This window comes from Thermomonospora curvata DSM 43183, assembly GCF_000024385.1.
Taxonomy (GTDB): Bacteria; Actinomycetota; Actinomycetes; order Streptosporangiales; family Streptosporangiaceae; genus Thermomonospora; species Thermomonospora curvata.
Window position 1 is genome coordinate 1,170,281 of sequence record NC_013510.1, and the last position, 22,280, is coordinate 1,192,560.

Here is a 22,280-nt window from a genome sequence, read left to right on the forward strand (position 1 = left end):
GGGCCCAGGTCGGGGACAGTCGCTGGGGCCGCCTCCGGTGCCAGGTCTACATTAGGGGCGTGCCTCCAGGAGCAACCGAACGCGCGCGGCGCCGCGACGCCGTCGGCGCGCTGCGCGGACTGGCCGGCATGGGCTCGCTGGCCGGGGTGCTGGTCGCGCTGATCGTGCTGCCCGTGGCCTGCACGGTGGGGGTCGGCGCGCGCGACGGCGCCAACTGGCTCCAGGAGGAGCCGGCGGACCTGGACCTGGGGCCGCTGGCGCAGCGCTCGAAGATCCTGGCCGCCGACGGCTCTGCCATCGCCACCTTCTACTACCAGAACCGCGTCGAGGTGAAGCTGGACCAGGTCGCCCCGGTGGCCCGGCAGGCGGTGCTGGCGATCGAGGACAGCCGCTTCTACCAGCACGGCGCGCTGGACGCCCAGGGCACGCTGCGGGCGCTGCTCAAGAACCTGAACTCCGGCCAGGTCACCCAGGGCGGCTCGGGCATCACCCAGCAGTACGTCAAGAACCTGCTGCTGTACCAGGCCGACTCCAAGGAGGAGCAGCAGCGGGCGCTGGCCCTCACTCCCGCCCGCAAGCTGTATGAGCTCAAGCACGCGGTGGCGATAGAAAAGCGCTTCTCCAAGGACGAGATCTTCCAGCGCTACCTCAACATCGCCTACTTCGGGGACGGCGCCTACGGCATCGAGGCCGCGGCCCGGCGCTACTTCTCCACCTCCGCCGCCAAGCTGACGCTGGGGCAGGCGGCCACCCTCGCCGGGATCATCCGCAACCCCCAGGCCTACAACCCCCGGCTGCACCCGGGGGCCGCCCGCGAGCGCCGCGACGTGGTGCTGAACCGGATGGTGGAGCTGGGCTGGGCGGACCCCGAGCAGGCCCGCCGGGCCGCCGCCGAGCCGATCAAGCTGAAGATCACCGAGACCCCCAACGGCTGCACGGTCAGCAAGGCCCCGTTCTTCTGCGACTACGTGCAGCGGGAGATCCTGACCAACCCGGTCTTCGGCAAGAGCGCCGCCGAACGCGAGCGGCTGCTCAAACGCGGCGGCCTGATCATCCGCACCACGCTGGACCCGCAGACCCAGCAGGCCGCCCAGCGCGCCGTGGACCGGCACGTGCCGCCCAAGAACTCCGCCGGCAAGGCCGCCGCCGAGGTGCTGATCGAGCCGGGCACCGGCCACATCAAGGGCATGGCGGTGGACCGGGAGCTGGGCCCGGACTCCGAGCGCGGCAAGACCTGGATCAATTTCGCCGCCGACGCCAGCCACGGCTCCAGCATCGGCATGCAGGCCGGCTCCACGTTCAAGGCGTTCACGCTGGCGGCGGCGCTGGAGGAGGGCATGCCGTTCGGCACCCGCCTGATGGCGCCGGTCCGCTACGTCCCCACCGGCTACCGCAACTGCAAGGGCCAGCCGGTCGGCGACACCAAGCCGCTGCGCAACTCCGCCGACGGGGAGGGCGGACGCTCCTTCAGCCTGGTCACCGGCACCCACCACTCGGTCAACACCTTCTTTTTGGCGCTGCAGAAGAAGGTGGGGCTGTGCGACACGGTGAAGATGGCCGAAAAGCTCGGGATGCGGCAGGCCAACGGCAAGCCGCTGGAGCAGTTCCCCTCCTTCACCCTGGGGTTCAACGCCGTCTCCCCGCTGCGGATGGCGGCGGCGTACGCGGCCTTCGCCGCCCGCGGCAAGTACTGCAAGCCCATCGCCATCACCTCCATCACCCACACCAGCGGCCGCAAGCTCAAGGTGCCCGAGCCCGAGTGCAAGCAGGTGATGAAGAAGGGCACCGCCGACGCCGTCAACCACGTCCTGGCCGGGGTGCTCACCAAGGGCACCGCCCGCGGGATGGGCATCGGCCGCCCGGCGGCGGGCAAGACCGGCACCGTCGACAACTACTCGGCGGCCTGGTTCGCCGGCTACACCCCCGAGCTGGCCGCGGCGGTGTGGGTGGGCGACCCGCGCGGCGGCTACAAGTACCCGATGACCAGCCTGTGCATGGACGGCCGCTGCTATGGGGCGGTGTTCGGCGCCACCATTCCCGCCCCGATCTGGCGCGACACCATGATCGGCGCGCTGGCGGGGCGTCCGGCCTCCTCCTTCCAGCGGCCCCCGGCGCACTTCTTCAGCCGAGGCTCCGGCGAGGACCTGGTGGAGCTGCCGGACGTGCGGGGGCTGAAGCTGCCGGACGCCATGGAACGGCTGCGGCGGGCCGGGTTCCGGGTGGTCGTGGGCGCGGCGGTCGACTCCGAATACCCCGCGGGCACCGTCGCCGAGACGTCCCCCGGCCCGGGCAGCAGGGTCGAGCCCGGCATCACCGTCACCCTCCACCCCAGCAGCGGGGAGCCGCGGGAGCGGGAGCCCCGTCCCGATGACGACGATGACGACGAGGACGATCTGCCGCCGGATCTCCCGCCGCCCGTTCCCGAGCACCGCCGGATGCCGCCGGACTGACCTGCGCCGCCGGGGACCATCGGCCCGGTTGGAGCGTCCCGCCCAGGGAAGATCCTCCGCACGGTGCAGAGGACACGAGGGGACGGATGGGCATGGATCCTGCCGAGGAGACCGCCGAGGACCTGCGGGCGCAGCTGCGCGAGGTGGAGAACGACCTGGCCGTCCTGCGCGCGGAGGCCGCTCCGCCGAGCGAGGAGCCCCAGGACTTCGGGGACGCCGCCGAGGAGATCACCCAGCGCGAGGAACTGGCCGCTTTGATCGAGACGCTGGAGCGGCGGCGCGAGCGTCTGCGCGCCGCGCTCGGCGAGACCTGAAGCGGGTCCGGTGAGACCGCCTCCGGTGGGCGTTCCGGGCCGCGGGGCGTGTGCCGCGACGCGGCTCGGCCGGCGGGGATCGGTGTTCCGTTGCCGTCGTCGCCGCGAAGGGACGGTACGGTTGCCGGTGATGACGACCGGAGCCCCCCTCGACCCGATCGCCGAGGCCCGCCGGCAGTGGCTGCGGCGCTGGCCCGAGCACGCCGAGCACATGGCGGCCATCACCTCGGTGATGCGGGTGCAGCAGATCCTGCTCGGCGAGGTCGAGCGCGCCCTCAAGCCGTACGGGCTGACCTTCGCCAGCTACGAGGCGCTGGTGCTGCTGCACTTCAGCCGGGCGGGACGGCTGCCGCTGGGCAAGATGGGCGAGCGGCTGATGGTGCACCCGACCAGCATCACCAACACCATCGACCGGCTGCAGGCGGCCGGGCTGGTGCGGCGGGTGCCCGACCCGGCCGACCGGCGGCGGGTGCTGGCGGAGATCAGCGAGCGGGGCCGTCAGGTGGCGGTGGCGGCCACCGAGGTGCTCAACGGCATCGACTTCGGGCTGGGCATGCTGAGCGAGCGGGAGGCGGTGGCGTTGAGCGGGTTGTTGCGCCGGATCCGGCAGGCGGCCGGGGACTTCGGCCCGGAGGCGGCCGATCCCTGGGCGAGCGCCACCGGCTGACCTGCGGGAATTTTGCGAATCCGGGGTTTTGCCGCCCTCTGGTGTATGGACGTCAGATAGTTGGACGTCCTAGTATTTTTGTATGACCACTACGTCCGCCCTGCACCATCCCGTGCACCCCGTTCGGTTCGTCACCGCGGCAGCGCTGTTCGACGGGCACGACGCGGCGATCAACATCATGCGGCGCATCCTGCAGGCCCAGGGCGCCGAAGTGATCCACCTGGGGCACAACCGGTCGGTCGCCGAGATCGTCGAGGCCGCCATCGCCGAGGACGTCCAGGGGGTGGCGGTCAGCTCCTACCAGGGCGGGCATGTGGAGTTCTTCCGCTACCTGGTGGACCTGCTGGCCGAGCGCGGCGCCGGGCACATCCGCGTCTACGGCGGGGGCGGCGGCGTCATCGTCCCCGAGGAGATCGAGCTGCTGCACGCCCACGGGGTGGCGCGGATCTTCTCGCCCGCCGACGGCCAGCGGCTCGGCCTGCCCGGAATGATCAACCAGCTGATCCGCGAGTGCGACGTGGACCTGGCCGCCCAGGGGAACCTCGCGGAGCTGGCCGCGGAGCTGGCCGGCGGGGACGTGCGGGCGCTGGCCCGCGCCATCACGATCATCGAGGCGGGCCGCGGCGGGCCGGAAGGGCTGCAGGCGGTGCGCCAGGCCGCGGCGGGCCGGACGGTGCCGGTGCTGGGCATCACCGGCACCGGGGGATCGGGCAAGTCCTCCCTCACCGACGAGCTGGTGCGCCGCTTCCGGGTGGACACCGAAGACAAGCTGCGCATCGCCGTGATCGCCGTGGACCCCACCCGGCGGCGCAGCGGCGGCGCGCTGCTGGGGGACCGGATCCGGATGAACTCCCTGGCCGAGGGCGTCACCTACTTCCGCTCCCTGGCCACCCGGGGCGCCCGGGAGCTGCCCGAGCACCTGGGCGACGTCATCGCCGCCTGCAAGGCCGCCGGCTACGACCTGGTGATCGTGGAGACCCCGGGCATCGGCCAGGGCGATGCGGCCATCGTGCCGTTCGCCGACGTCAAGCTGTATGTGATGACCCCCGAGTTCGGCGCGGCCTCCCAGCTGGAGAAGATCGACATGCTGGACTTCGCCGACGCGGTGGCCATCAACAAGTTCGAGCGGCGCGGCGCCGAGGACGCGCTGCGCGACGTGCGCCGCCAGCTGGTGCGCAACCGCGAGGCCTTCGGCGCCAAGCCCGAGGACATGCCGGTGTTCGGCACCATCGCCGCCCGCTTCAACGACGACGGCGTCACCGCCCTCTACCACCACCTGCGCGAGCTGCTGGCCGAGCACGGCCTGCCCGCCGGCGGCGGTGTGCTGCCGCGGGTGCCCGGCCGGGTCTCCTCCCGCATCCAGGCCGTCATCCCGCCGGAGCGCTCCGGCTATCTGGCCGAGATCGCCCGCACCGTGGCGGCCTACCACGCCGAGACCAAGGCCCAGGCCGAGGCCGTGCGCCGCAGGCAGCACCTGCGGACCGCCCGCGACCTGGCCGCCGAGGCCGGCGCGGACGTGGCCGCGCTGGATGAGCTGCTGGCCGAGACCGAACGGCAGATCAAGGACGAGACCCGCGAGCTGCTGGAGTCCTGGCCGCAGACCGTGGCCGACTACTCGCGGGAGGAGCTGGTCGTCCGCGTCCGGGACCGGGAGATCCGCACCCCGCTGTGGCGGGAGACCCTCGCCGGCACCCGCATCCCCCGCGTGGCGCTGCCCCGCTACAGCGACCACGGCGACCTGCTGCGCTTCTTGCGCTCGGAGAACCTGCCGGGCCGCTTCCCGTTCACCGCGGGGGTGTTCCCCTTCAAGCGGGACGATGAGGACCCCACCCGCATGTTCGCCGGGGAGGGCGACCCCTTCCGCACCAACCGGCGCTTCAAGAAGCTGTCCGAGGGCCAGCCGGCCACCCGGCTGTCCACCGCCTTCGACTCGGTGACGCTGTACGGGCACGACCCGGCCGAGCGGCCCGACATCTACGGCAAGGTGGGCACCTCCGGGGTGTCGATCGCCACCTTGGACGACATGAAGGCGCTGTATGCGGGGTTCGACCTGACCGACCCGAAGACCTCGGTGTCGATGACGATCAACGGGCCGGCCCCGGTGATCCTGGCGTTCTTCTTCAACACCGTGATCGACCAGGCGATCGACCGCTTCACCGCCGAGCACGGCCGCCCGCCCACCGAGCAGGAGGCCGCCGAGCTGCGCGCCCGGGTGCTGGCCACGGTGCGCGGCACCGTCCAGGCCGACATCCTCAAGGAGGATCAGGGCCAGAACACCTGCATCTTCTCCACCGACTTCGCGCTGCGCATGATGGCCGACATCCAGGAGTGGTTCGTCGCCAATGGGGTGCGCAACTTCTACTCGGTGTCGATCTCCGGCTACCACATCGCCGAGGCCGGGGCCAACCCCATCACCCAGCTGGCCTTCACGCTGGCCAACGCCTTCACCTACGTGGAGGCCTACCTGGCGCGGGGCATGCACATCGACGACTTCGCCCACAACCTGTCGTTCTTCTTCTCCAACGGCATGGACCCCGAGTACAGCGTGCTGGGCCGGGTGGCCCGCCGCATCTGGGCCATCGCGATGCGGGAGCGGTACGGGGCCAGTGAGCGCGGCTGCAAGCTCAAGTACCACATCCAGACCTCCGGGCGGTCGCTGCACGCCCAGGAGATGGACTTCAACGACATCCGCACCACGCTGCAGGCGCTGATCGCCATCTACGACAACTGCAACAGCCTGCACACCAACGCCTACGACGAGGCGATCACCACCCCCACCGAGGAGTCGGTGCGCCGCGCCATGGCGATCCAGCTGATCATCAACCGGGAGTGGGGGCTGGCCAAGAACGAGAACCCCAACCAGGGCTCGTTCATCATCGAGCAGCTCACCGACCTGGTGGAGGAGGCGGTGCTGGCGGAGTTCGAGCGCCTCAGCGAGCGCGGCGGGGTGCTCGGCGCCATGGAGACCGGCTACCAGCGCGGCCGCATCCAGGACGAGTCGATGCTGTATGAGCAGCGCAAGCACGACGGGTCGCTGCCGATCATCGGCGTCAACACCTTCACCTCCGACAAGGACGACCACCTCAACGGCCCGCTGGAGCTGGCCCGCGCCACCGAGGAGGAAAAGCGCAGCCAGCTGCGGCGGCTGGCGGAGTTCCACGCCGCCCACCGCGAGGAGGCCCCGGCGGCGCTGCGCCGGCTGCGCGAGGCGGCCACCTCGGGGGAGAACGTCTTCGCGGTGCTGATGGACGTGGTGCGGGTCTGCTCGCTGGGGCAGATCACCGAGGCGCTGTTCGAGGCGGGCGGCCAGTACCGCCGCAACATCTGAGGCCCGGCGGGCGAGGCCCATGAGCTCACCGATCTCGTCCCTCCCGCGGGTCGAGATCGGTGAGCGTCCGGTGCGCTCAGCGTTCCCGGGTGAGGTGGAAGTAGAGGATGTCGGGCTGGCCCTTGGCGTCCATGGCGCCGACCACCATGTCGTCGTTGACCCGCCGGAAGTGGTCGATGATGGGCTGCTTGTCGTAGATCATGGCCGCCGAGACCGTGCCGCGCAGGGCGACCTCGCGCAGCCGGGCCAGCCCGAGCTTCTCGTAGGAGTAGATCGAGCCGTCGGGGGAGCGGCACAGCAGCGGCTCGACGTGGTCGCGGTCGATGAACCGCTTGCCGTACCAGTTCATCCCCAGCAGCATCCCCGCCAGCGCGTCGCCCCGGTCGAAGATGCCGCCCCGCCAGGTGCCGAGCATGAAGTCCACCGGCACGGGGGCCAGCCGGTCGTACAGTTCCTCCACGGTGGCCCGGTCGCACTCGTCGCCGGACGCGATGATCTTGGCAAGGCGCTGTTCCGCATCCATGGGGCGACACTAGAATCAGATTCGGTTTAAGGTCAACCGGGAGAGACATGCGGGACGACACCGGGGCCGTGGTGCCCGTACCCGAGCGGGTGCGACGCGTGGTGTCGCTGGTGCCCTCGCTCACCGAGACCGTGGCCGCCAGCGACCCGGCCCTGCTGATCGGCGCCACCGACTGGTGCGACCACCCGCCGGACCTGCAGGTCACCCGGGTGCGCGGCACCAAGAACCCCGACATCGAGCTCATCAAGGCGCTGCGCCCCGACCTGGTGCTGGCCAACGAGGAGGAGAACCGGCCCGCCGACCTGGCGGCGCTGCGCGAGGCCGGGCTGCCGGTGTGGGTCACCGTCGTCCGCACCGTGGATCAGGCGCTGGTCTCGCTGCGCCGCCTCCTCACCGAGGCCTGCCGGCTGCCCGTCCCGTCCTGGCTGGAGGAGGCCCGGCGGGTCTGGGCGGCGCTGCCGGAGCCGCCGCGGCGGCGCAGCGCGGTCATCCCGGTGTGGCGGCGGCCGTGGATGGTGGTGGGCCGTGACACCTTCGCCGGGGACGTGCTGGCCCGCCTCGGCGTGGACAACCTCTATGCCGGCCATCCCGAGCGCTACCCCAAGGTCGCCCTGGAGGAGCTGGTGGCCTCCGGCCCCGACCTGGTGGTGCTGCCGGACGAGCCCTACCGCTTCCATGCCGCCGACGGCCCGGAGAGCTTCCCCGGCATCCCCTGCGCCCTGGTCAGCGGGCGTCACCTGACCTGGTACGGCCCGTCGCTGGCGAGCGCGCCGCAGGTGCTGGGCGCCCAGCTGGAGGAGACGCCATGAAGATCACCGCCGCCCTGGTGCGCACCCCGGGCGAGCCCCCGCGGCTGGAAGAGGCCGAAGTGACCGACCTGCGCCCCGACGAGGTGCTGGTGCGCATCGTCGCCGCCGGGATCTGCCACACCGACCTGGTGGTGGCCGCCGGGCAGGACCCGGCCGCGCCGCCGCTGGTGCCCGGCCACGAGGGCGCCGGGGTCGTGGAGGCGGTGGGCGAGGACGTCGGCGCGGTGGAGGTCGGCGACCATGTGGTGCTCAGCTACGGCTGGTGCGGGGACTGCGCCAACTGCGTCCGGGGCGCGATGGCCTACTGCGCCGACTTCCTGAAGCTGAACTACTTCGGGACGCGGCCGGACGGCAGCACCGCCCTGAGCCAGGACGGCCGCCCCGTCCGCTCCCACTTCTTCGGCCAGTCGTCGTGGGCGACCTACTCGGTGACCACCGAGCGCAACGTGGTCCGCGTCGACCCGGAGCTGCCGCTGGAGCACCTGGCCCCGCTGGGCTGCGGGGTGCAGACCGGCGCCGGGGCCGTGCTCAACGTGCTCGCCCCCCGCGAGGGCTCGTCCATCGCGATCTTCGGAGCCGGGGCGGTGGGGCTGAGCGCGGTGATGGCCGCCGGGATCGCCGGTTGCGACCCGATCGTGGCGGTCGACCCCGACCCGCGCCGCCGCGCCCTGGCGAGGGAGCTGGGCGCCACCGCCGTCATCGACCCGGCCGAGGGCGACCCGGCGGCGGCGATCGTCGCCCTGACCGGCGGGGTGGACCACGCGGTGGAGTGCGTGGGCCGCCCCGAGGCGGTGCGGGCGGCGGTCGGTGCGCTGACGGCCCCGGGCATGTGCGTCACCCTCGGCTTCCAGGGGACGGCCAACCCCGTCGAGCTGGATCAGCGGCTGCTGATGATGGGCCGGGGGATCCGCGGCTGCATCGAAGGCGACGGCATCCCCCAGCGCTTCATCCCCCGTCTCATCGAGCACTACCGCTCCGGCGAGCTGCCGCTGGAGCGGCTGGTGCGCACCTACCCCTTCACCGACCTGGCGGAGGTGTTCGCCGCCCGCGGCGGCGACGCCGTCAAGCCGGTGCTGGTCTTTTGACCGGCTAGTCGGTCTCGGTGTCCAGCCCCCAGCGGTTGCGCAGCGTCCGGTCGGCCAGCCCGAACAGCTGGTCGATCAGGATGCCGATGATCAAGATCACGATCATGACCGAGATCATCCGGGGGGTGTCGGACAGCTCGCGGGAGTAGTGCAGCAGGGTGCCCACCGACTGGGTGTTATTGATGATCACCAGCAGCTCGCCGGCCATCAGGCTGCGCCAGGCGAACGCCCACCCCTGCTTGAGCCCGGCCACGAAGGACGGCAGCGCGGCGGGGATGATCAGGTGCCGGTACAGGGCCAGCCCGCGCAGCCCCATCACCTTGCCGACCCGCAGCAGGATCGGCGGGGTGTAGTCCACTCCCGCGATCAGCCCGTTGGCGATGGACGGGGCGGCGCCCAGCACCACCACGAACATGATCGCGCTCTCGCTGAGCTTGAACAGCAGGATGGCCAGCGGGAACCAGGCGATCGACGGCATGGTCTGCAGCCCGGTGATCAGCGACCCGAAGGCCCGGCGCAGGATCCGCGACTGGGACACCAGCGAGCCGATCACCACGCCGATCACGATGGCCACCGCGAACCCGACCAGCGCCCGCCGCATGGTCAGCCCGACGGCCGCCCAGAAGCCGCCCTCGCTGACCACGTTCCAGAACTCCGGCAGCACATCGCGCGGGCCGGGCAGCACCCAGGGCTCCTTCCAGCCGCTGAGCACCACCAGCTCCCAGACGCCGAGCGCGATCGCCACCGCGGCCAGCATCGGCCACAGCGCCGACCAGGCCCTGGCCAGCGGGCTGCGCCGGGCCCCACTCGCCAGCTCCAGCGCGTCCAGCCCGGCCAGCTGCCGGTCCAGGTCGGGGGATTTGCGGGTTTCAAGAGCCATGGCGGCTGACCTCCTCGCGCAGCCGGTCGGTGATGGTGGCGGCCAGCGCGGCGACCTCGGGGGAGTCGATGCGGCGGGGGCGCTCCAAGGTCACCGGGAACTCCTCCACCACCCGGCCGGGACGGCTGCTGAGCAGCACCACCCGGTCGCCCAGCCGCACCGCCTCGCGGACGTTGTGGGTGACGAACAGCACCGTCAGGTCGCGCTCGCGCCAGATCCGCTCGATCTCGTCGTGCAGCAGGTCGCGGGTCATCGCGTCCAGCGCGCCGAACGGCTCGTCCATCAGCAGCACGGTGCCCTTGCCGTCGTCGTGGTTTTCGTCCGGCACCGTCAGCGCCAGCGCGCGGGCCAGGGCGACGCGCTGGCGCATGCCGCCCGACAGCTGGTGCGGCCGCTTTTTCTCAAAGCCGCTCAGGTGCACCGAGGCCAGCAGCTCGGCGGCGCGCTTGCGGCGCTGGGCCTTGGGGACGCCGCGCTGGCGCAACGCCAGCTCCAGGTTGCCGCTGACGGTCAGCCACGGGAACAGCGCCGGCTCCTGGAACATCAGCGCCACCCGGGCGCCACCGGTGTCGATGGTGCCGGCGGTGGGCTTGTCCAGGTCGGCCACCAGGTTGAGCAGGGTGCTCTTGCCGCACCCCGAGGCCCCCAGCAGGCAGACGAACTCGCCGGGAGCCACCTGCAGGGAGACGTTGTCCAGCGCCAGCAGCGCCGCGTTACCGGAACCGAATGCTTTGGAGACGCCACTGAGCCGGACCGCGACGGCGTCCGCCGCGGCCCGGCTCGAGGCGGCCGTAGTGGCCTGGCTCATTGCGCGTTGACCTGAGCCTTTCCGCTCGCCTTGAGCACTTCGTTGAGGATGGTGAGGTCGTAGATGCCGTTCAGGTCCACCGGCTCCAGCAATCCCACGGCCTCGGCGTTCTTGGCGCCGGTGATCAGCGAGGAGGCGACCGGGTCGGTGGTGAAGGTGATGTTCTTGAAGGAGGCGTCGAGCACCTCGTCCGCCAGCGGCTTGCCGGCCAGCTTGGTGAGCTGGTTGTTCACCGACTTCTTGGCCTCGTCGGGGTTGGCGTTGATGAAGTCGATGGACTCGACGGTGGCCTCGACCAGCTTGCGGACCGTCTCGGGGTTCTCCTTGAGGAAGTCGGTCCGCACGATCAGGTGGGTCACCACGAACTTGCCGTCCGGCCACAGGTCCTTCTCGTCCACCAGGACCTTGGCGCCGGCCTCCACCACCAGGCGGGAGGCGTGCGGCTCGGGCACCCAGGCGCCGTCGATGACGCCCTGCTTGAAGGTCTCGATGGTCTGGGAGTTGTCCTGCGGGACGATGCTGATGTCGCCGCTGCCGTCCTTGTTGACGGTGAAGCCCTTGGACTTGAAGTAGGAGCGGGCCGCCACGTCCTGGGTGTTGCCCAGCTGCGGGGTGGCGACCTTCTTGCCCTTGAGGTCCTCCAGGGACTTGATCTCGGGCTTGACCACCAGCATGGCCCCGCCGGAGGCCGCCCCAGAGATGATCTTGATGCCCTGGCCCTTGGACTGCGACCAGGCGTTGATGGCCGGGTTGGGTCCGATGAAGGTGGCGTCGATGCCCTTGGCGAACAGCGCCTCCACCGCCGAGGGACCGGCGTTGAAGGTGGCGGTCTTGGGAGCGACGCCCAGGTGCTTGGCGAAGATCCCCTTGTCCACGCCGACCAGCGCCGGCGCGTGGGTGACGTTCGGGAAGAAGCCGAGCTTGAGCTCCTTGGCCCCTCCGGCGCCCCCCTCCTCGGAGTCGCCGCCGCAGGCCGCCAGCGCCCCCGTGCCGGCGAACAAGATGAGGGCGGCGGCGACGGCGCGCCGTTTCAAACTGTGTAGCATTGGCCAGATTCCCTACTAATCATGTTGGTTTGCTCAGGCGGATAGTAGACAATGCCGATAGAGATTGGTCAAGTCGCTCGCCGGATACGGGCCGATAACACCGATTCGCTGGCCGAAGTCCGCCATGCCGCAAGGCGGCGTGCCAGTTGGGTGCGCCGGATGCGCCCCCGATAGGCTCTGTGGCAGAACAGCTCAGCCGTCACCACAGGGAGTGATCCGTGTCCTCGATCGAGGCAGTGTTCGCTCGGGAGATCCTCGACTCCCGCGGAAACCCCACCGTCGAGGTCGAGGTGCTGCTCGACGACGGAACCGAGGCCCGGGCCGCGGTGCCGTCCGGCGCCTCCACCGGCCAGTTCGAGGCCGTTGAGCTGCGCGACGGCGGCAAGCGCTACGGCGGCAAGGGCGTGGAGAAGGCCGTCAGGTCCGTCAACGAGATCATCGACGACGTCGAGCAGGGGCTGATCGGCTACCAGGCCAGCGACCAGCGGGTGATCGACCAGAAGCTGATCGAACTGGACGGCACGCCCGACAAGTCCAAGCTCGGCGCCAACGCCATCCTGGGAGTCTCCCTGGCGGTGGCCAAGGCCGCGGCCGAATCGGCCGATCTGCCGCTGTTCCAGTACGTCGGCGGGCCCAACGCGCACCTGCTGCCGGTGCCGATGATGAACATCCTCAACGGCGGGGCGCACGCCGACACCAACGTCGACATCCAGGAATTCATGATCGCCCCGATCGGGGCGCCCACCTTCCGCGAGGCGCTGCGCTGGGGCGCGGAGGTCTACCACGCGCTCAAGTCGGTGCTCAAGGGCCGGGGCCTGGCCACCGGGCTGGGCGACGAGGGCGGCTTCGCCCCCGAGCTGCCCAGCAACCGCGACGCGCTGGACCTGATCATGGAGGCCATCCGGCAGGCCGGCTTCACCCCCGGCTCGGATGTGGCGCTGGCGCTGGACGTGGCCGCCAGCGAGTTCTGCTCCGACGGCGTCTACGCCTTCGAAGGCGGCAAGCGCAGCGCCGAGGAGATGACCGCCTACTACAGCGAGCTGGCCGACGCCTACCCGCTGCTGTCCATCGAGGACCCCCTGGACGAAGAGGACTGGGACGGCTGGAAGGCGCTGACCGACACGCTGGGCGGCAAGCTCCAGCTCGTCGGCGACGACCTGTTCGTCACCAACCCCGAGCGGCTGGGCCGCGGCATCAAGGCCGGCGTCGCCAACGCCCTGCTGGTCAAGGTCAACCAGATCGGCACCCTCACCGAGACGCTGGACGCGGTGGCGCTGGCCCACACCAACGGCTACCGCTGCATGATGAGCCACCGCTCCGGCGAGACCGAGGACACCACCATCGCCGACCTGGCGGTGGCCACCAACTGCGGCCAGATCAAGACCGGCGCCCCGGCCCGCAGCGACCGGGTGGCCAAGTACAACCAGTTGCTGCGCATCGAGGAACTGCTCGGCGACGCCGCCCGCTACGCCGGCGCCGCGGCGTTCCCGCGCTTTGCCTGGAAGGGCTGACCGGCCCGCCGTGCCGGGCAAACCCGCTCCGCCCAGGGCCGCCGGGCGCCCCAGGCCCCGGCGGCCCGGCGGCCACCTGACCGGCCGGGCCGCCATCTTGGCGCTGGTGCTGTGCGCCATCGCGCTGACGCTGGCCTACCCCGTCCGCGAGTACATCGCCCAGCGCCAGGAGATCGCCCAGCTGCGCAACCAGGAACGCCTGGTCCGCCGGCAGGTGCAGCAGCTGGCCGAGCACAAGCGGCGCCTGGCCGATGAGAACTACATCAAGCAGGAGGCCCGGCGGCGGCTGCACTACTGCATGCCCGAAGAGAAATGCTTCGTGGTGCTCGACGGCGGCACCGAGGGCGACCGGCCGCAGCAGGCCGGCCCGCCGCGCAGGCCGCCGTGGTACGAGACGCTGTGGCGGTCGGTGCAGACCGCCGACAGCCCCTGAGCGAAGGCCGACCGAGGGGCCGATGGGTGAAGAGAACGTGACCGAACGAGGCGGGAGAAAGCCCGTGGCGCCCGCCGACCTGGCCGCCGTCGCCGCGCAACTGGGCCGGCGGCCGCGCGGGGTGCGCGCGGTGGCCCACCGCTGCCCGTGCGGCCTGCCCGACGTGATCGAAACCGCCCCCCGGCTGCCCGACGGCACGCCCTTTCCCACCTTGTTCTATCTGACCTGTCCCAAGGCGGCCTCGGCCATCGGCACGCTGGAGGGCAGCGGGCTGATGCGGCAGATGACCGAGGAACTGTCCCGCGACAGCGAACTGGCCGCCCGCTACCGCGCCGCCCACGAGGACTACCTGCGCCGCCGGGACGAGGCGGCGCGCGCCGAGGGCCTGCAGCCGCTCCCGCCGGGCACCCAGAGCGCCGGCGGCATGCCCGAGCGGGTCAAGTGCCTGCACGCCCTGGTCGCCCATGAACTGGCCGTGCCGGGCGTCAACCCCTTCGGCCGGCGGGCCCTGGACGCCCTGCCCGAATGGTGGCGCGGCGGGCCGTGTGTGCAGATCGAGGAGAGCCGATGACCCGGGTGGCCGCCGTGGACTGCGGCACCAACTCCGTCCGCCTGCTGATCGCCGACATCGACGGCGACCGCCTGACCGACCTGGAGCGCCGGATGGAGATCGTCCGGCTGGGGCAGGGGGTGGACCGGACCGGCCGGCTGGCGCCCGAGGCGCTGGAGCGCACCTTCACCGCCATGCGCAGCTACGCCAAGCTCATCGACCAGCACGGCGCCGGGCCGGTGCGGGTGGTGGCCACCAGCGCCACCCGGGACGCCGCCAACCGGGACGACTTCGTCGCCGGGGTGGTGGAGATCTTCGGCGTGGAACCGGAGGTCATCACCGGCCGGGAGGAGGCCGAGCTGTCCTTCACGGGCGCCACCCGCGAGCTGGCCGCGCTGCGCCCGCCCCGCCCCTACCTGGTGGTGGACATCGGCGGCGGCTCCACCGAGTTCGTGCTGGGCTCCGCCAACGTCCAGGCGGCCCGCTCGGTGGACATCGGGTGCGTGCGGATGACCGAACGGCACGTGCGCACCGAAGGCGGCGCCCCGCCCAGCCCCGAGCAGGTCGCCGCCGCGGTGGCCGACATCGACGCCGCGCTGGAGACCGTCCGCCACAGCGTGCCGGTGGATGAGGCACGCACCCTGGTGGGCCTGGCCGGCTCGGTGACCACCGTCGCCGGCATCGCGCTCGGGTTGGAGACCTACGACTCGGCGCGCATCCACCTGTCCCGCATCACCGCCGCGCAGGTCCACGACATCACCCGCCGGCTGCTGCGCATGACCCACGACGAGCGGGCGGCGATCGGCGTCATGCACCCCGGCCGGGTGGACGTGATCGGCATGGGCGCGCTGATCCTGGACCGCATCATGCGCGAGTACGGCTTCGGCGCGGTCGTGGTCAGCGAACACGACATCCTCGACGGCATCGCCTGGTCGCTGGTGTGACCGCCTCCAACGCCCCCTTCGTGCCGCCGGGCACCGGCTGGCCCGGCGACCCGGCGACGCCGCGCACCCCCGTCGCCGGCACCCCGCAGCAGGTGCGGGAACTGGCCGACCAGGCGCCGACGCTGCAGGAGCTGTGCGCCCGCCAGTCGGTGTGCCGGGCCTGCCCCCGGCTGGTGGACTGGCGCGAGCAGGTGGCGCTCCGGCGGCGGCGGGCGTTCGCCGACCAGCAGTACTGGGGACGGCCCGTCCCCGGCTGGGGGCAGGAGCGGCCGCGGCTGCTGATCGTGGGGCTGGCCCCGGCCGCGCACGGCGGCAACCGCACCGGGCGGATCTTCACCGGGGACCGCAGCGGCGACTGGCTGTTCGCCTCGCTGCACCGCACCGGGCTGGCGGAACTGCCCACCAGCGTCCACGCCGGAGACGGCCAGCGCCTGCCGGACGCGCGGATGGTGGCCACGGTGCGCTGCGCCCCGCCCGCCAACAAGCCCACCCCGGCCGAGCGCACCACCTGCCTGCCCTGGCTGGAACGCGAGGTCGCGCTGGTGGCGCCGTGGGTGCGCGTGATCGTGGCGCTGGGCGGATACGCCTGGCAGGGCCTGTGGCCGGTGCTGCGGCAGGTCGGCTACCGGATTCCCCGGCCGCGTCCGGCGTTCGGCCACGGTGTGGAAGTGGAGCTGGGGCCGCCCGCGGCGGCGGGGCCCGAGCCGGTGACGCTGCTGGGCTGCTACCACCCCAGCCAGCAGAACACCTTCACCGGGCGGGTCACCGAAGAGATGCTGGATGCGGTGTTCACCCGCGCCCGCGATCTGGCGGGACCGCCGCAGCGCGGCGGAAGGGAGCCGGTGGCGGGGTCAGGGCCGTGCTCAGCGGTGGACACCGCTGAGGCCCCCGTCGGGCCCTGACCCGCCGGCTTCCCCCGTCGTCAGATGAGATGCACCGGCGGCCGCCGTGGTTCATGCCGCTCGCAAGTTTTCTCAGGAAATTTCCGTCACCGGCGTCGCAGCGGTCCCGCCGGGCCGGGTGAGGGCGGCCGATGCGGGGGTACCGCACCCCCATGCCTGCTACGAGTGCGCACAAGACCATCCGGGTGCTGATCGTCGGCGGCGGCTATGTCGGCATGTTCACGGCGTTGCGCCTGCAGCGCCGGCTGCGCCGCCAGATCGCCGCCGGCCGCGTGCACATCACCGTCGTCGACCCCCAGTCCTACATGACCTACCAGCCGTTCCTGCCCGAGGCGGCGGCCGGCAACCTCGAGCCGCGGCATGTGGTCGTCCCGCTGCGCCGGGTGCTGCACCGCTGCACCATCCTCAACGGCCACGTGGTGCGGATCGACCATGCCGCGCGGCGGGCCGTGGTCCGGGTGGTGGGCGCCGAGCTGCTGGCGGACGGCGAACGGCAGGTGCCCTACGACAAGCTCGTGGTGGCGGCCGGCTCGGTCTCCCGGACGCTGCCGATCCCCGGGCTGGCCGAGTGCGGCATCGGCTTCAAAAGCCTGGGAGAGGCCATCTACCTGCGCAACCACGTGCTGGCCCAGATGGACATCGCCGCCTCCACCGCGGATGCGGCCGCCCGGCGCCGGGCGCTGACGTTCGTGTTCGTCGGCGGCGGCTACGCCGGGATCGAGGCGCTGGCCGAACTGGAGGACATGGCCCGCGACGCCTGCAAGTGGTACCCCGACATCGAACCGGGCGACATGCGCTGGGTCCTGGTCGAGGCCTCCGGGCGGATCCTGCCGGAGGTCGGCGAGGAGATGGGGGTGTGGACGCTGGAGACGCTGCGGCGCCGCGGCATCGAGATCAAGCTGAACACCCTGCTGAAGTCCGCCGAGGGCGGTCACATCGTGCTCAGCGACGGCCAGGAGTTCGACGCCGGCACGCTGGTGTGGACCGCCGGGGTCAAACCCAACCCGCTGGTGGCCGACACCGACCTGCCGGCCGACGAGAAGGGACGCGTCAAGGTCACCGCCGACCTGGTGGTCGAGGGCACCCGCGACGCCTATGCGGCCGGGGATGTGGCGGCGGTGCCCGACTTGACCAGGCCGGGGGAGCTGTGCGGGCCCAGCGCCCAGCACGCGCTCCGGCAGGCCCGCCGCCTGGCCGACAACCTCATCGCCGACCTGCGGGGCAGGCCGCGCATCCCCTACCGGCACGCCTACGCCGGATCGGTGGCCGGCCTGGGGCTGCGCAAGGGTGTGGCGAACGTCTACGGCGTCAAGCTCAGGGGGTTCCCTGCCTGGTTCCTGCATCGGACATACCATCTGTCTCGTATGCCGACGGTCAACCGCAAGGTCAGGGTGACCGCGGACTGGACGCTCGCGATGTTCTTCCGCCGGGAGATCATCTCCACCGGGGAGATGCACCGTCCGCGGCAGGAGTTCCAGGCGGCGGCGGGGCGGCGCGAGGCGTCGCTACGACGATGACGGGAGGGTGGCTTGGGCATGCAGGAAGGTGTCGCCGTACGACTCGCTCCGTTGCTGGTCAAGATCATGCTGGGTGCGGAGCAGGCCGCCGGCGACGTGCATGCCGCGGCCGCCAGGCTGCCGATCAGAGTGCGGGCCTGGGACGGCAGCGCGATCGGGCCCGCCACGGCTCCCACGTTCGTGATCCGGCACCGCAGGGCGCTGCGCCGGCTGCTGTGGAAGCCCGGCGAGATGGGCCTGGTCCGCGCCTACGTGGCCGGTGAGCTGGACATCGAGGGCGACATCTTCGCCGCGCTGGGCGCCGTCCAGCAGGTGATGCGCCGCGGGGACGAGCCGATCCGGCTCAGCAGCGACGACAAGCGCGAGATCGTGCGCACCGCGGTGATGCTCGGGGCGGTCGGCCCCGAGCCCAAGCCGCCGGCCGAGGAGTTCCCCACTGGGCGGCACGCCGGGGAGGTCACCGGTCCTTTCGGGGAGTCGGCGGACTTCTTCCGGCTGCTGCTGGGGGAGAGCATGGCCTATTGCTGCGGCGACTGGGACGGCGCGGCGGACCTGGAGGACGCCCAGCGCGCGATGCGCGAGTCCGTCGTCGAGCGGCTGGGCCTGTTCCCCGGGGCGCGGGTGCTGGACCTGAACTGCGGCTGGGGCTCGTTCGCCTTCCACGCCGCCGCCAAGGAATCGGTGCGCGTGGTCGGTCTCACCCGTTCCCGCGCCCAGGCCGACCATGTGCGGCGCCGGGCCGAGGAGGAGGGGCTGGTGGACCGGGTGGAGCCGCGGGTGGGCGACCTGGCGGTGGCCGGCGAGGGCCCCTATGACGTGATCGTGGGTCTGGGGGGCGCCGAGCTGGGCGGCGGGATCGGCTTGGCCGCGCTGCCGGCGGCCCGGCTGCAGCGGCTGCTGGCCCCCGGCGGGCGGCTGCTGGTGCAGCAGACCCTGCGGCGGCCGGGGCGGCACCATGCGCGCCGCACGTTCACCACCAGCTACATGTTCCCCGAGGACGGCGAGCTGCACCCGCTGGGCGAGGTGGTCTCGGCGCTGGAGGAGGCCGGGCTGGAGGTGCGCACGGTCACCGCGCTGCGCGAGCACTACGCCCGGACGCTGCGGTCGTGGGCCGACAACTTGCGCCGGCACTGGAGTGAGTGCGGGAGGCTGGCCACTCCGGGGCGGGCCCGGGTGTGGCTGCTTTACCTGGCGGCTTCCGCGCTGGCCTGCGAGAGCGGCCGGATCGGGATGCACGAGATCTATGCGGTCCGCCGTGATCACGGCGGGGCCGCGCACCCGGCGCCCACCCCGTGACCTTCGGCGGCGCGGTTGCCGAAGGCATGCATTGGAACCGGTGCCGATAAAAACTCATTGTGTCTTGTCAGTGCCTCGGTGAACGGCACCCGGGCGAATTGGGGGGACTTGCCGGACTTTTGGAAATAGCTGGTCCTGGAATAGGCAAAAGCCGGTCTCGGTCCAATATCGGAGCGCTTTTCTTTCCCGGTGACTTCGGTAGGCTGTCGCCGCCCCCGTAGCCCAACCGGGAGAGGCGGGCCCCCTAAAAGGGCCATTGGTGTCGGTTCGAATCCGACCGGGGGCACCAGGCATCGATACCGACCCGTCATGCGCCGGGGAACTATCGGTGACGCGCCGACGTCTACACTGGGCGGAGGACTGTGTAGTTCGGAGGCCAACGTATGGACAGCCGTAACCCCGCCTTCCGGAGGGTTTCCTTCGGACAGCACATGGGTCAGGGGCATGCGCCCAGCCCACAGCTGCTGCACGAGATGTACAACCGGCCGGCCTACACGCCGCCGGCGCAGCGCACGATGACCTACGACGACGTGGTCGTCAAGGGTTTCCTGGCCCTGGGTACGCTGGTGCTGACCGGCGCGTTGACCTGGACGCTGGTGCCGCTGCCGACCGCGATGGCGGTGGCCGTCGTCGCCTTCCTGCTGCAGCTCGGGCTGGGGCTGTTCATCAGCTTCACCCAGAAGGCCAACGCCCCGCTGGTGCTGGCGTTCTCCGCGCTGTACGGCGTGGGCATCGGGGCGATCAGCCACTTCTTTGAGACGCTTTACCACGGGATCGTCCTGCAGGCCGTCATCGGCACCGCCCTGGCCTTCGGGGGGATGCTGGCGGTGCACTCGCTGCGCATCATCCGGGTGACCCCCAAGCTCACCCGGTTCGTCGTGGCGGCCGGTTTCGCCATGCTCGGCCTGATGCTGATCAACCTGGTGGTCGCGCTGTTCAACGACACCGGGATCGGCATCCGCAGCGACGGTCCGCTGGGCATCGCCTTCAGCGTGGTGGCGATCCTGCTGGGCTGCTTCTTCCTGCTGCTGGACTTCGACACCATCGAGCAGGGCGTGCAGGCCGGCGCCCCGGAGAAGTTCGCCTGGTACTGCGCCTTCGCGCTGGTGTTGAGCCTGGTGTGGATCTACCTGGAGCTGCTGCGGCTGCTGTCGTACTTCCGCGAGTAGCCCGCACCCGCGTGCTGCACATGACGATCGGCCCTCACCGGAGCACCGGCGGGGGCCGATCGGTGTTTTCAGGGCCGGTGAGTGTCGTCGGATGGGCTCCGCGCCGGTCCGCAGCAAACGGGAACGGCGGCCGGAGCGGGTTCGGTGAACCTTTTCAACGCGACGTCCCCGCAGGCGGGGACGGGGCCTCGGAGTCAGGAGAGAGGCCGTGACCTGCGATGTCATGACCTCGGATGCCGCCTGAGCTCCCGTCTCCGGTGCCCGCGAGCACGTGCTGAAAAGGGTTCAGTGGCGCATGCGGCGGGTGCGCTCGTGTTCGCGGACGAGGGCGGAAGCGTAGCCGTGCGAGATGCCGTGCTCGTCGGCCAGCCAGTGCGAGCGTTCCTCATAGCGCAGGAACGCCGGCCCGTTCTCGATCGTCTCGAACCACTCGGGCAGGTCACGTCCCGTGACCTCGGGGATGCGCGCGAGGAGCTTGCTGTGCGTTTCCGGCGAGTGGTTCAGTGACATCGGCACCTCCAGGTCGCGGGGGCTCTTCCTGCGACTGTGCAACACGACCTGGAAAGTGACAACCCCTCAACGAGGACCTATCCGCCTCGTAACGTAGATCATTTTTTGGGAATGCCGCAGGCGGCCCGCGCAGGTGACGCGGGCCGCCTGAGAAAACACCGTCACGGGCGAGGCGGAAACGGCCTCAGCTCAGGCGCTCCAGGATCATCGCCATGCCCTGGCCGCCGCCCACGCACATGGTCTCCAGCCCGAACTGCTTATCGTGGAAGCGCAGGCTGTTGATCAGCGTGGTGGTGATGCGGGCGCCGGTCATCCCGAACGGGTGGCCGATGGCGATGGCGCCGCCGTTGACGTTCAGCTTGTCGTAGTCGATGCCCAGGTCCTCCACGCAGGGGATCACCTGGGCGGCGAACGCCTCGTTGATCTCCACCAGGTCGATGTCGTCGATGGTCATCCCGGCCTTGGCCAGCGCCCGCCGGGTGGCCTCCACCGGGCCCAACCCCATGATCTCCGGCGACAGCGCCGAGACCCCGGTGGCCACGATCCGGGCCAGCGGGGTGATGCCCAGCTCGGCGGCCTTGGTGTCGCTCATGATGACCAGGGCGGCGGCGCCGTCGTTGAGCGGGCAGCAGTTGCCGGCGGTCACCGTGCCGTCGGGGCGGAAGGACGGCTTCAGCTCGGCCAGCTTCTCCAGGGTGGTGCCGGGCCGGGGCCCGTCGTCCTTGGACACGGTGCTGCCGTCGGGCAGGATCGCCGGGGTGATGTCCTGCTCCCAGAACCCGTTCTCCAGCGCCTTGGCGGTGAGCTGCTGGCTGCGCAGGCCGAACTCGTCCTGGGCCTGGCGGGAGATCCCGCGCAGCGAGGCCACGTTCTCGGCGGTCTGGCCCATCGCGATGTAGACGTCGGGAATGTCGCCGTCCTCACGCGGGTCGTGCCAGACGCCGGCCCCGCCCTGGGCGGCCTTGGCGGTGCGCGCCTCGGCCGCGGCGAACAGCTCGTTCTTGGTCCCCTCTGGGCCGTCGCTGGTGCCCTTGACGTAACGGCTGACCATCTCCACCCCGGCCGAGATGATCACGTCGGCCTCCCCGGCCTTGATCGCGTGCAGCGCCATCCGGGTGGTCTGCAGCGAGGAGGCGCAGTAGCGGGTGATCGTGGTGCCGGGCACCTGGTCCCAGCCCAGCAGCACCGCGACCACGCGGGCCATGTTGTAGCCCTGCTCGCCGCCGGGCAGACCGCAGCCCAGCAGCAGGTCGTCGATGTCGTCGGCGCTCAGCTGCGGCACCTTGGCCATCGCGGCGGTGATCATCTGCGCGGTGAGCAGGTCGGCGCGCAGATCCTTCAGTGAACCCTTGAACGCACGCCCGATCGGGGAACGGGCGGTCGAGACGATGACGGCCTCGGGCATTATGGCTCTCCTCATGGTCGGCGACCGGAGGTTACTCACCGGTCAACATGTGCAACTTAGCCGCTCTCGCGGGCACTGGCACATCCCGGGTGGAGGTTCGCCCTTCCCGTCATCTCATAAGCGCCCACTTGCG

At 71.3% G+C, this 22,280-nt stretch carries 20 protein-coding genes and 1 tRNA gene; 15 read left to right on the top strand and 6 right to left on the bottom strand.

What is annotated here, in order from left to right; translation table 11 throughout:
• Window positions 1-59: 59 nt before the first annotated feature.
• The 4 genes from TCUR_RS05055 (at window position 60) to icmF (ending at window position 6,759) form a co-directional block, all read left to right on the top strand.
• Window positions 60-2,450, top strand: coding sequence for a transglycosylase domain-containing protein (locus TCUR_RS05055; RefSeq protein ID WP_217265452.1), 2,391 nt, complete (start codon window positions 60-62; stop codon window positions 2,448-2,450).
• 92 nt (window positions 2,451-2,542) lie between these two features.
• Entirely contained in the window at window positions 2,543-2,764 is a 222-nt protein-coding gene (locus TCUR_RS05060; protein WP_148232931.1) for a hypothetical protein, read from the top strand.
• A gap of 130 nt (window positions 2,765-2,894) precedes the next feature.
• Window positions 2,895-3,431, top strand: coding sequence for a MarR family winged helix-turn-helix transcriptional regulator (locus TCUR_RS05065; protein WP_012851398.1), 537 nt, complete (start codon window positions 2,895-2,897; stop codon window positions 3,429-3,431).
• An 82-nt stretch (window positions 3,432-3,513) separates the two neighbouring features.
• A complete protein-coding gene (icmF, locus tag TCUR_RS05070; RefSeq protein ID WP_012851399.1) occupies window positions 3,514-6,759 on the top strand; it encodes a fused isobutyryl-CoA mutase/GTPase IcmF in 3,246 nt (1,081 codons plus the stop codon).
• Window positions 6,760-6,835: 76 nt separating this feature from the next.
• On the opposite strand, the gene TCUR_RS05075 is transcribed toward icmF, so the two are convergent.
• Window positions 6,836-7,282 carry a DUF4334 domain-containing protein gene (locus TCUR_RS05075; RefSeq protein ID WP_012851400.1) on the bottom strand — a complete coding sequence of 149 codons (447 nt, stop codon included), beginning with the start codon at window positions 7,280-7,282 and terminating at the stop codon, window positions 6,836-6,838.
• A gap of 47 nt (window positions 7,283-7,329) precedes the next feature.
• Between TCUR_RS05075 and TCUR_RS05080 the strand changes: the two genes are divergently transcribed.
• Window positions 7,330-8,091: a helical backbone metal receptor gene (locus tag TCUR_RS05080; protein WP_012851401.1), complete on the top strand. Its 762-nt coding sequence runs from the start codon at window positions 7,330-7,332 to the stop codon at window positions 8,089-8,091.
• Window positions 8,088-9,176 (top strand): NAD(P)-dependent alcohol dehydrogenase, encoded by a 1,089-nt coding sequence (locus tag TCUR_RS05085; RefSeq protein ID WP_012851402.1) that lies wholly within the window; start codon window positions 8,088-8,090, stop codon window positions 9,174-9,176. The genes TCUR_RS05080 and TCUR_RS05085 overlap by 4 nt, the downstream gene beginning before the upstream one ends.
• 4 nt (window positions 9,177-9,180) lie before the next feature.
• On the opposite strand, the gene TCUR_RS05090 is transcribed toward TCUR_RS05085, so the two are convergent.
• From TCUR_RS05090 to TCUR_RS05100, 3 genes are read right to left on the bottom strand one after another with little or no spacing between them, the layout of a single operon-like run.
• A complete protein-coding gene (locus TCUR_RS05090) occupies window positions 9,181-10,056 on the bottom strand; it encodes an ABC transporter permease (RefSeq protein WP_012851403.1) in 876 nt (291 codons plus the stop codon).
• Window positions 10,046-10,864 carry an ABC transporter ATP-binding protein gene (locus TCUR_RS05095; protein WP_012851404.1) on the bottom strand — a complete coding sequence of 273 codons (819 nt, stop codon included), beginning with the start codon at window positions 10,862-10,864 and terminating at the stop codon, window positions 10,046-10,048. Before TCUR_RS05095 ends, TCUR_RS05090 begins: the two co-directional genes overlap by 11 nt.
• Window positions 10,861-11,910 (bottom strand): ABC transporter substrate-binding protein, encoded by a 1,050-nt coding sequence (locus TCUR_RS05100; RefSeq protein ID WP_012851405.1) that lies wholly within the window; start codon window positions 11,908-11,910, stop codon window positions 10,861-10,863. Before TCUR_RS05100 ends, TCUR_RS05095 begins: the two co-directional genes overlap by 4 nt.
• Window positions 11,911-12,128: 218 nt before the next feature.
• Between TCUR_RS05100 and eno the strand changes: the two genes are divergently transcribed.
• The 9 genes from eno to TCUR_RS05145 all read left to right on the top strand — a co-directional run bounded on the left by eno (window position 12,129) and on the right by TCUR_RS05145 (window position 20,232).
• Window positions 12,129-13,421 (top strand): phosphopyruvate hydratase, encoded by a 1,293-nt coding sequence (gene eno, locus TCUR_RS05105; RefSeq protein WP_012851406.1) that lies wholly within the window; start codon window positions 12,129-12,131, stop codon window positions 13,419-13,421.
• A gap of 10 nt (window positions 13,422-13,431) precedes the next feature.
• Window positions 13,432-13,854 (top strand): FtsB family cell division protein, encoded by a 423-nt coding sequence (locus TCUR_RS05110; RefSeq protein ID WP_012851407.1) that lies wholly within the window; start codon window positions 13,432-13,434, stop codon window positions 13,852-13,854.
• Between the two features lie 22 nt (window positions 13,855-13,876).
• Window positions 13,877-14,425 carry a DUF501 domain-containing protein gene (locus tag TCUR_RS05115; RefSeq protein ID WP_012851408.1) on the top strand — a complete coding sequence of 183 codons (549 nt, stop codon included), beginning with the start codon at window positions 13,877-13,879 and terminating at the stop codon, window positions 14,423-14,425.
• Complete coding sequence (locus TCUR_RS05120; protein WP_012851409.1) at window positions 14,422-15,348, top strand: Ppx/GppA phosphatase family protein; 927 nt, start codon at window positions 14,422-14,424, stop codon at window positions 15,346-15,348. The genes TCUR_RS05115 and TCUR_RS05120 overlap by 4 nt, the downstream gene beginning before the upstream one ends.
• The gene (locus tag TCUR_RS05125; RefSeq protein WP_012851410.1) at window positions 15,345-16,250 is read left to right on the top strand and encodes a uracil-DNA glycosylase; all 906 of its coding nucleotides are present in this window, start codon (window positions 15,345-15,347) and stop codon (window positions 16,248-16,250) included. The genes TCUR_RS05120 and TCUR_RS05125 overlap by 4 nt, the downstream gene beginning before the upstream one ends.
• A gap of 152 nt (window positions 16,251-16,402) precedes the next feature.
• Window positions 16,403-17,767, top strand: coding sequence for an NAD(P)/FAD-dependent oxidoreductase (locus tag TCUR_RS05130; protein ID WP_041440933.1), 1,365 nt, complete (start codon window positions 16,403-16,405; stop codon window positions 17,765-17,767).
• Between the two features lie 18 nt (window positions 17,768-17,785).
• Complete coding sequence (locus TCUR_RS05135; RefSeq protein ID WP_012851412.1) at window positions 17,786-19,063, top strand: class I SAM-dependent methyltransferase; 1,278 nt, start codon at window positions 17,786-17,788, stop codon at window positions 19,061-19,063.
• A 211-nt stretch (window positions 19,064-19,274) separates the two neighbouring features.
• Window positions 19,275-19,352, top strand: a tRNA-Leu gene (locus TCUR_RS05140).
• Window positions 19,353-19,446: 94 nt separating this feature from the next.
• Window positions 19,447-20,232 (top strand): Bax inhibitor-1/YccA family protein, encoded by a 786-nt coding sequence (locus TCUR_RS05145; RefSeq protein ID WP_012851413.1) that lies wholly within the window; start codon window positions 19,447-19,449, stop codon window positions 20,230-20,232.
• 285 nt (window positions 20,233-20,517) lie between these two features.
• Here the strand turns inward: TCUR_RS05145 and TCUR_RS05150 are convergent, their stop codons facing one another.
• The gene (locus TCUR_RS05150; RefSeq protein ID WP_012851414.1) at window positions 20,518-20,742 is read right to left on the bottom strand and encodes a DUF4287 domain-containing protein; all 225 of its coding nucleotides are present in this window, start codon (window positions 20,740-20,742) and stop codon (window positions 20,518-20,520) included.
• A 184-nt stretch (window positions 20,743-20,926) separates the two neighbouring features.
• Complete coding sequence (locus TCUR_RS05155; protein ID WP_012851415.1) at window positions 20,927-22,147, bottom strand: acetyl-CoA C-acetyltransferase; 1,221 nt, start codon at window positions 22,145-22,147, stop codon at window positions 20,927-20,929.
• Window positions 22,148-22,280 lie beyond the last annotated feature (133 nt).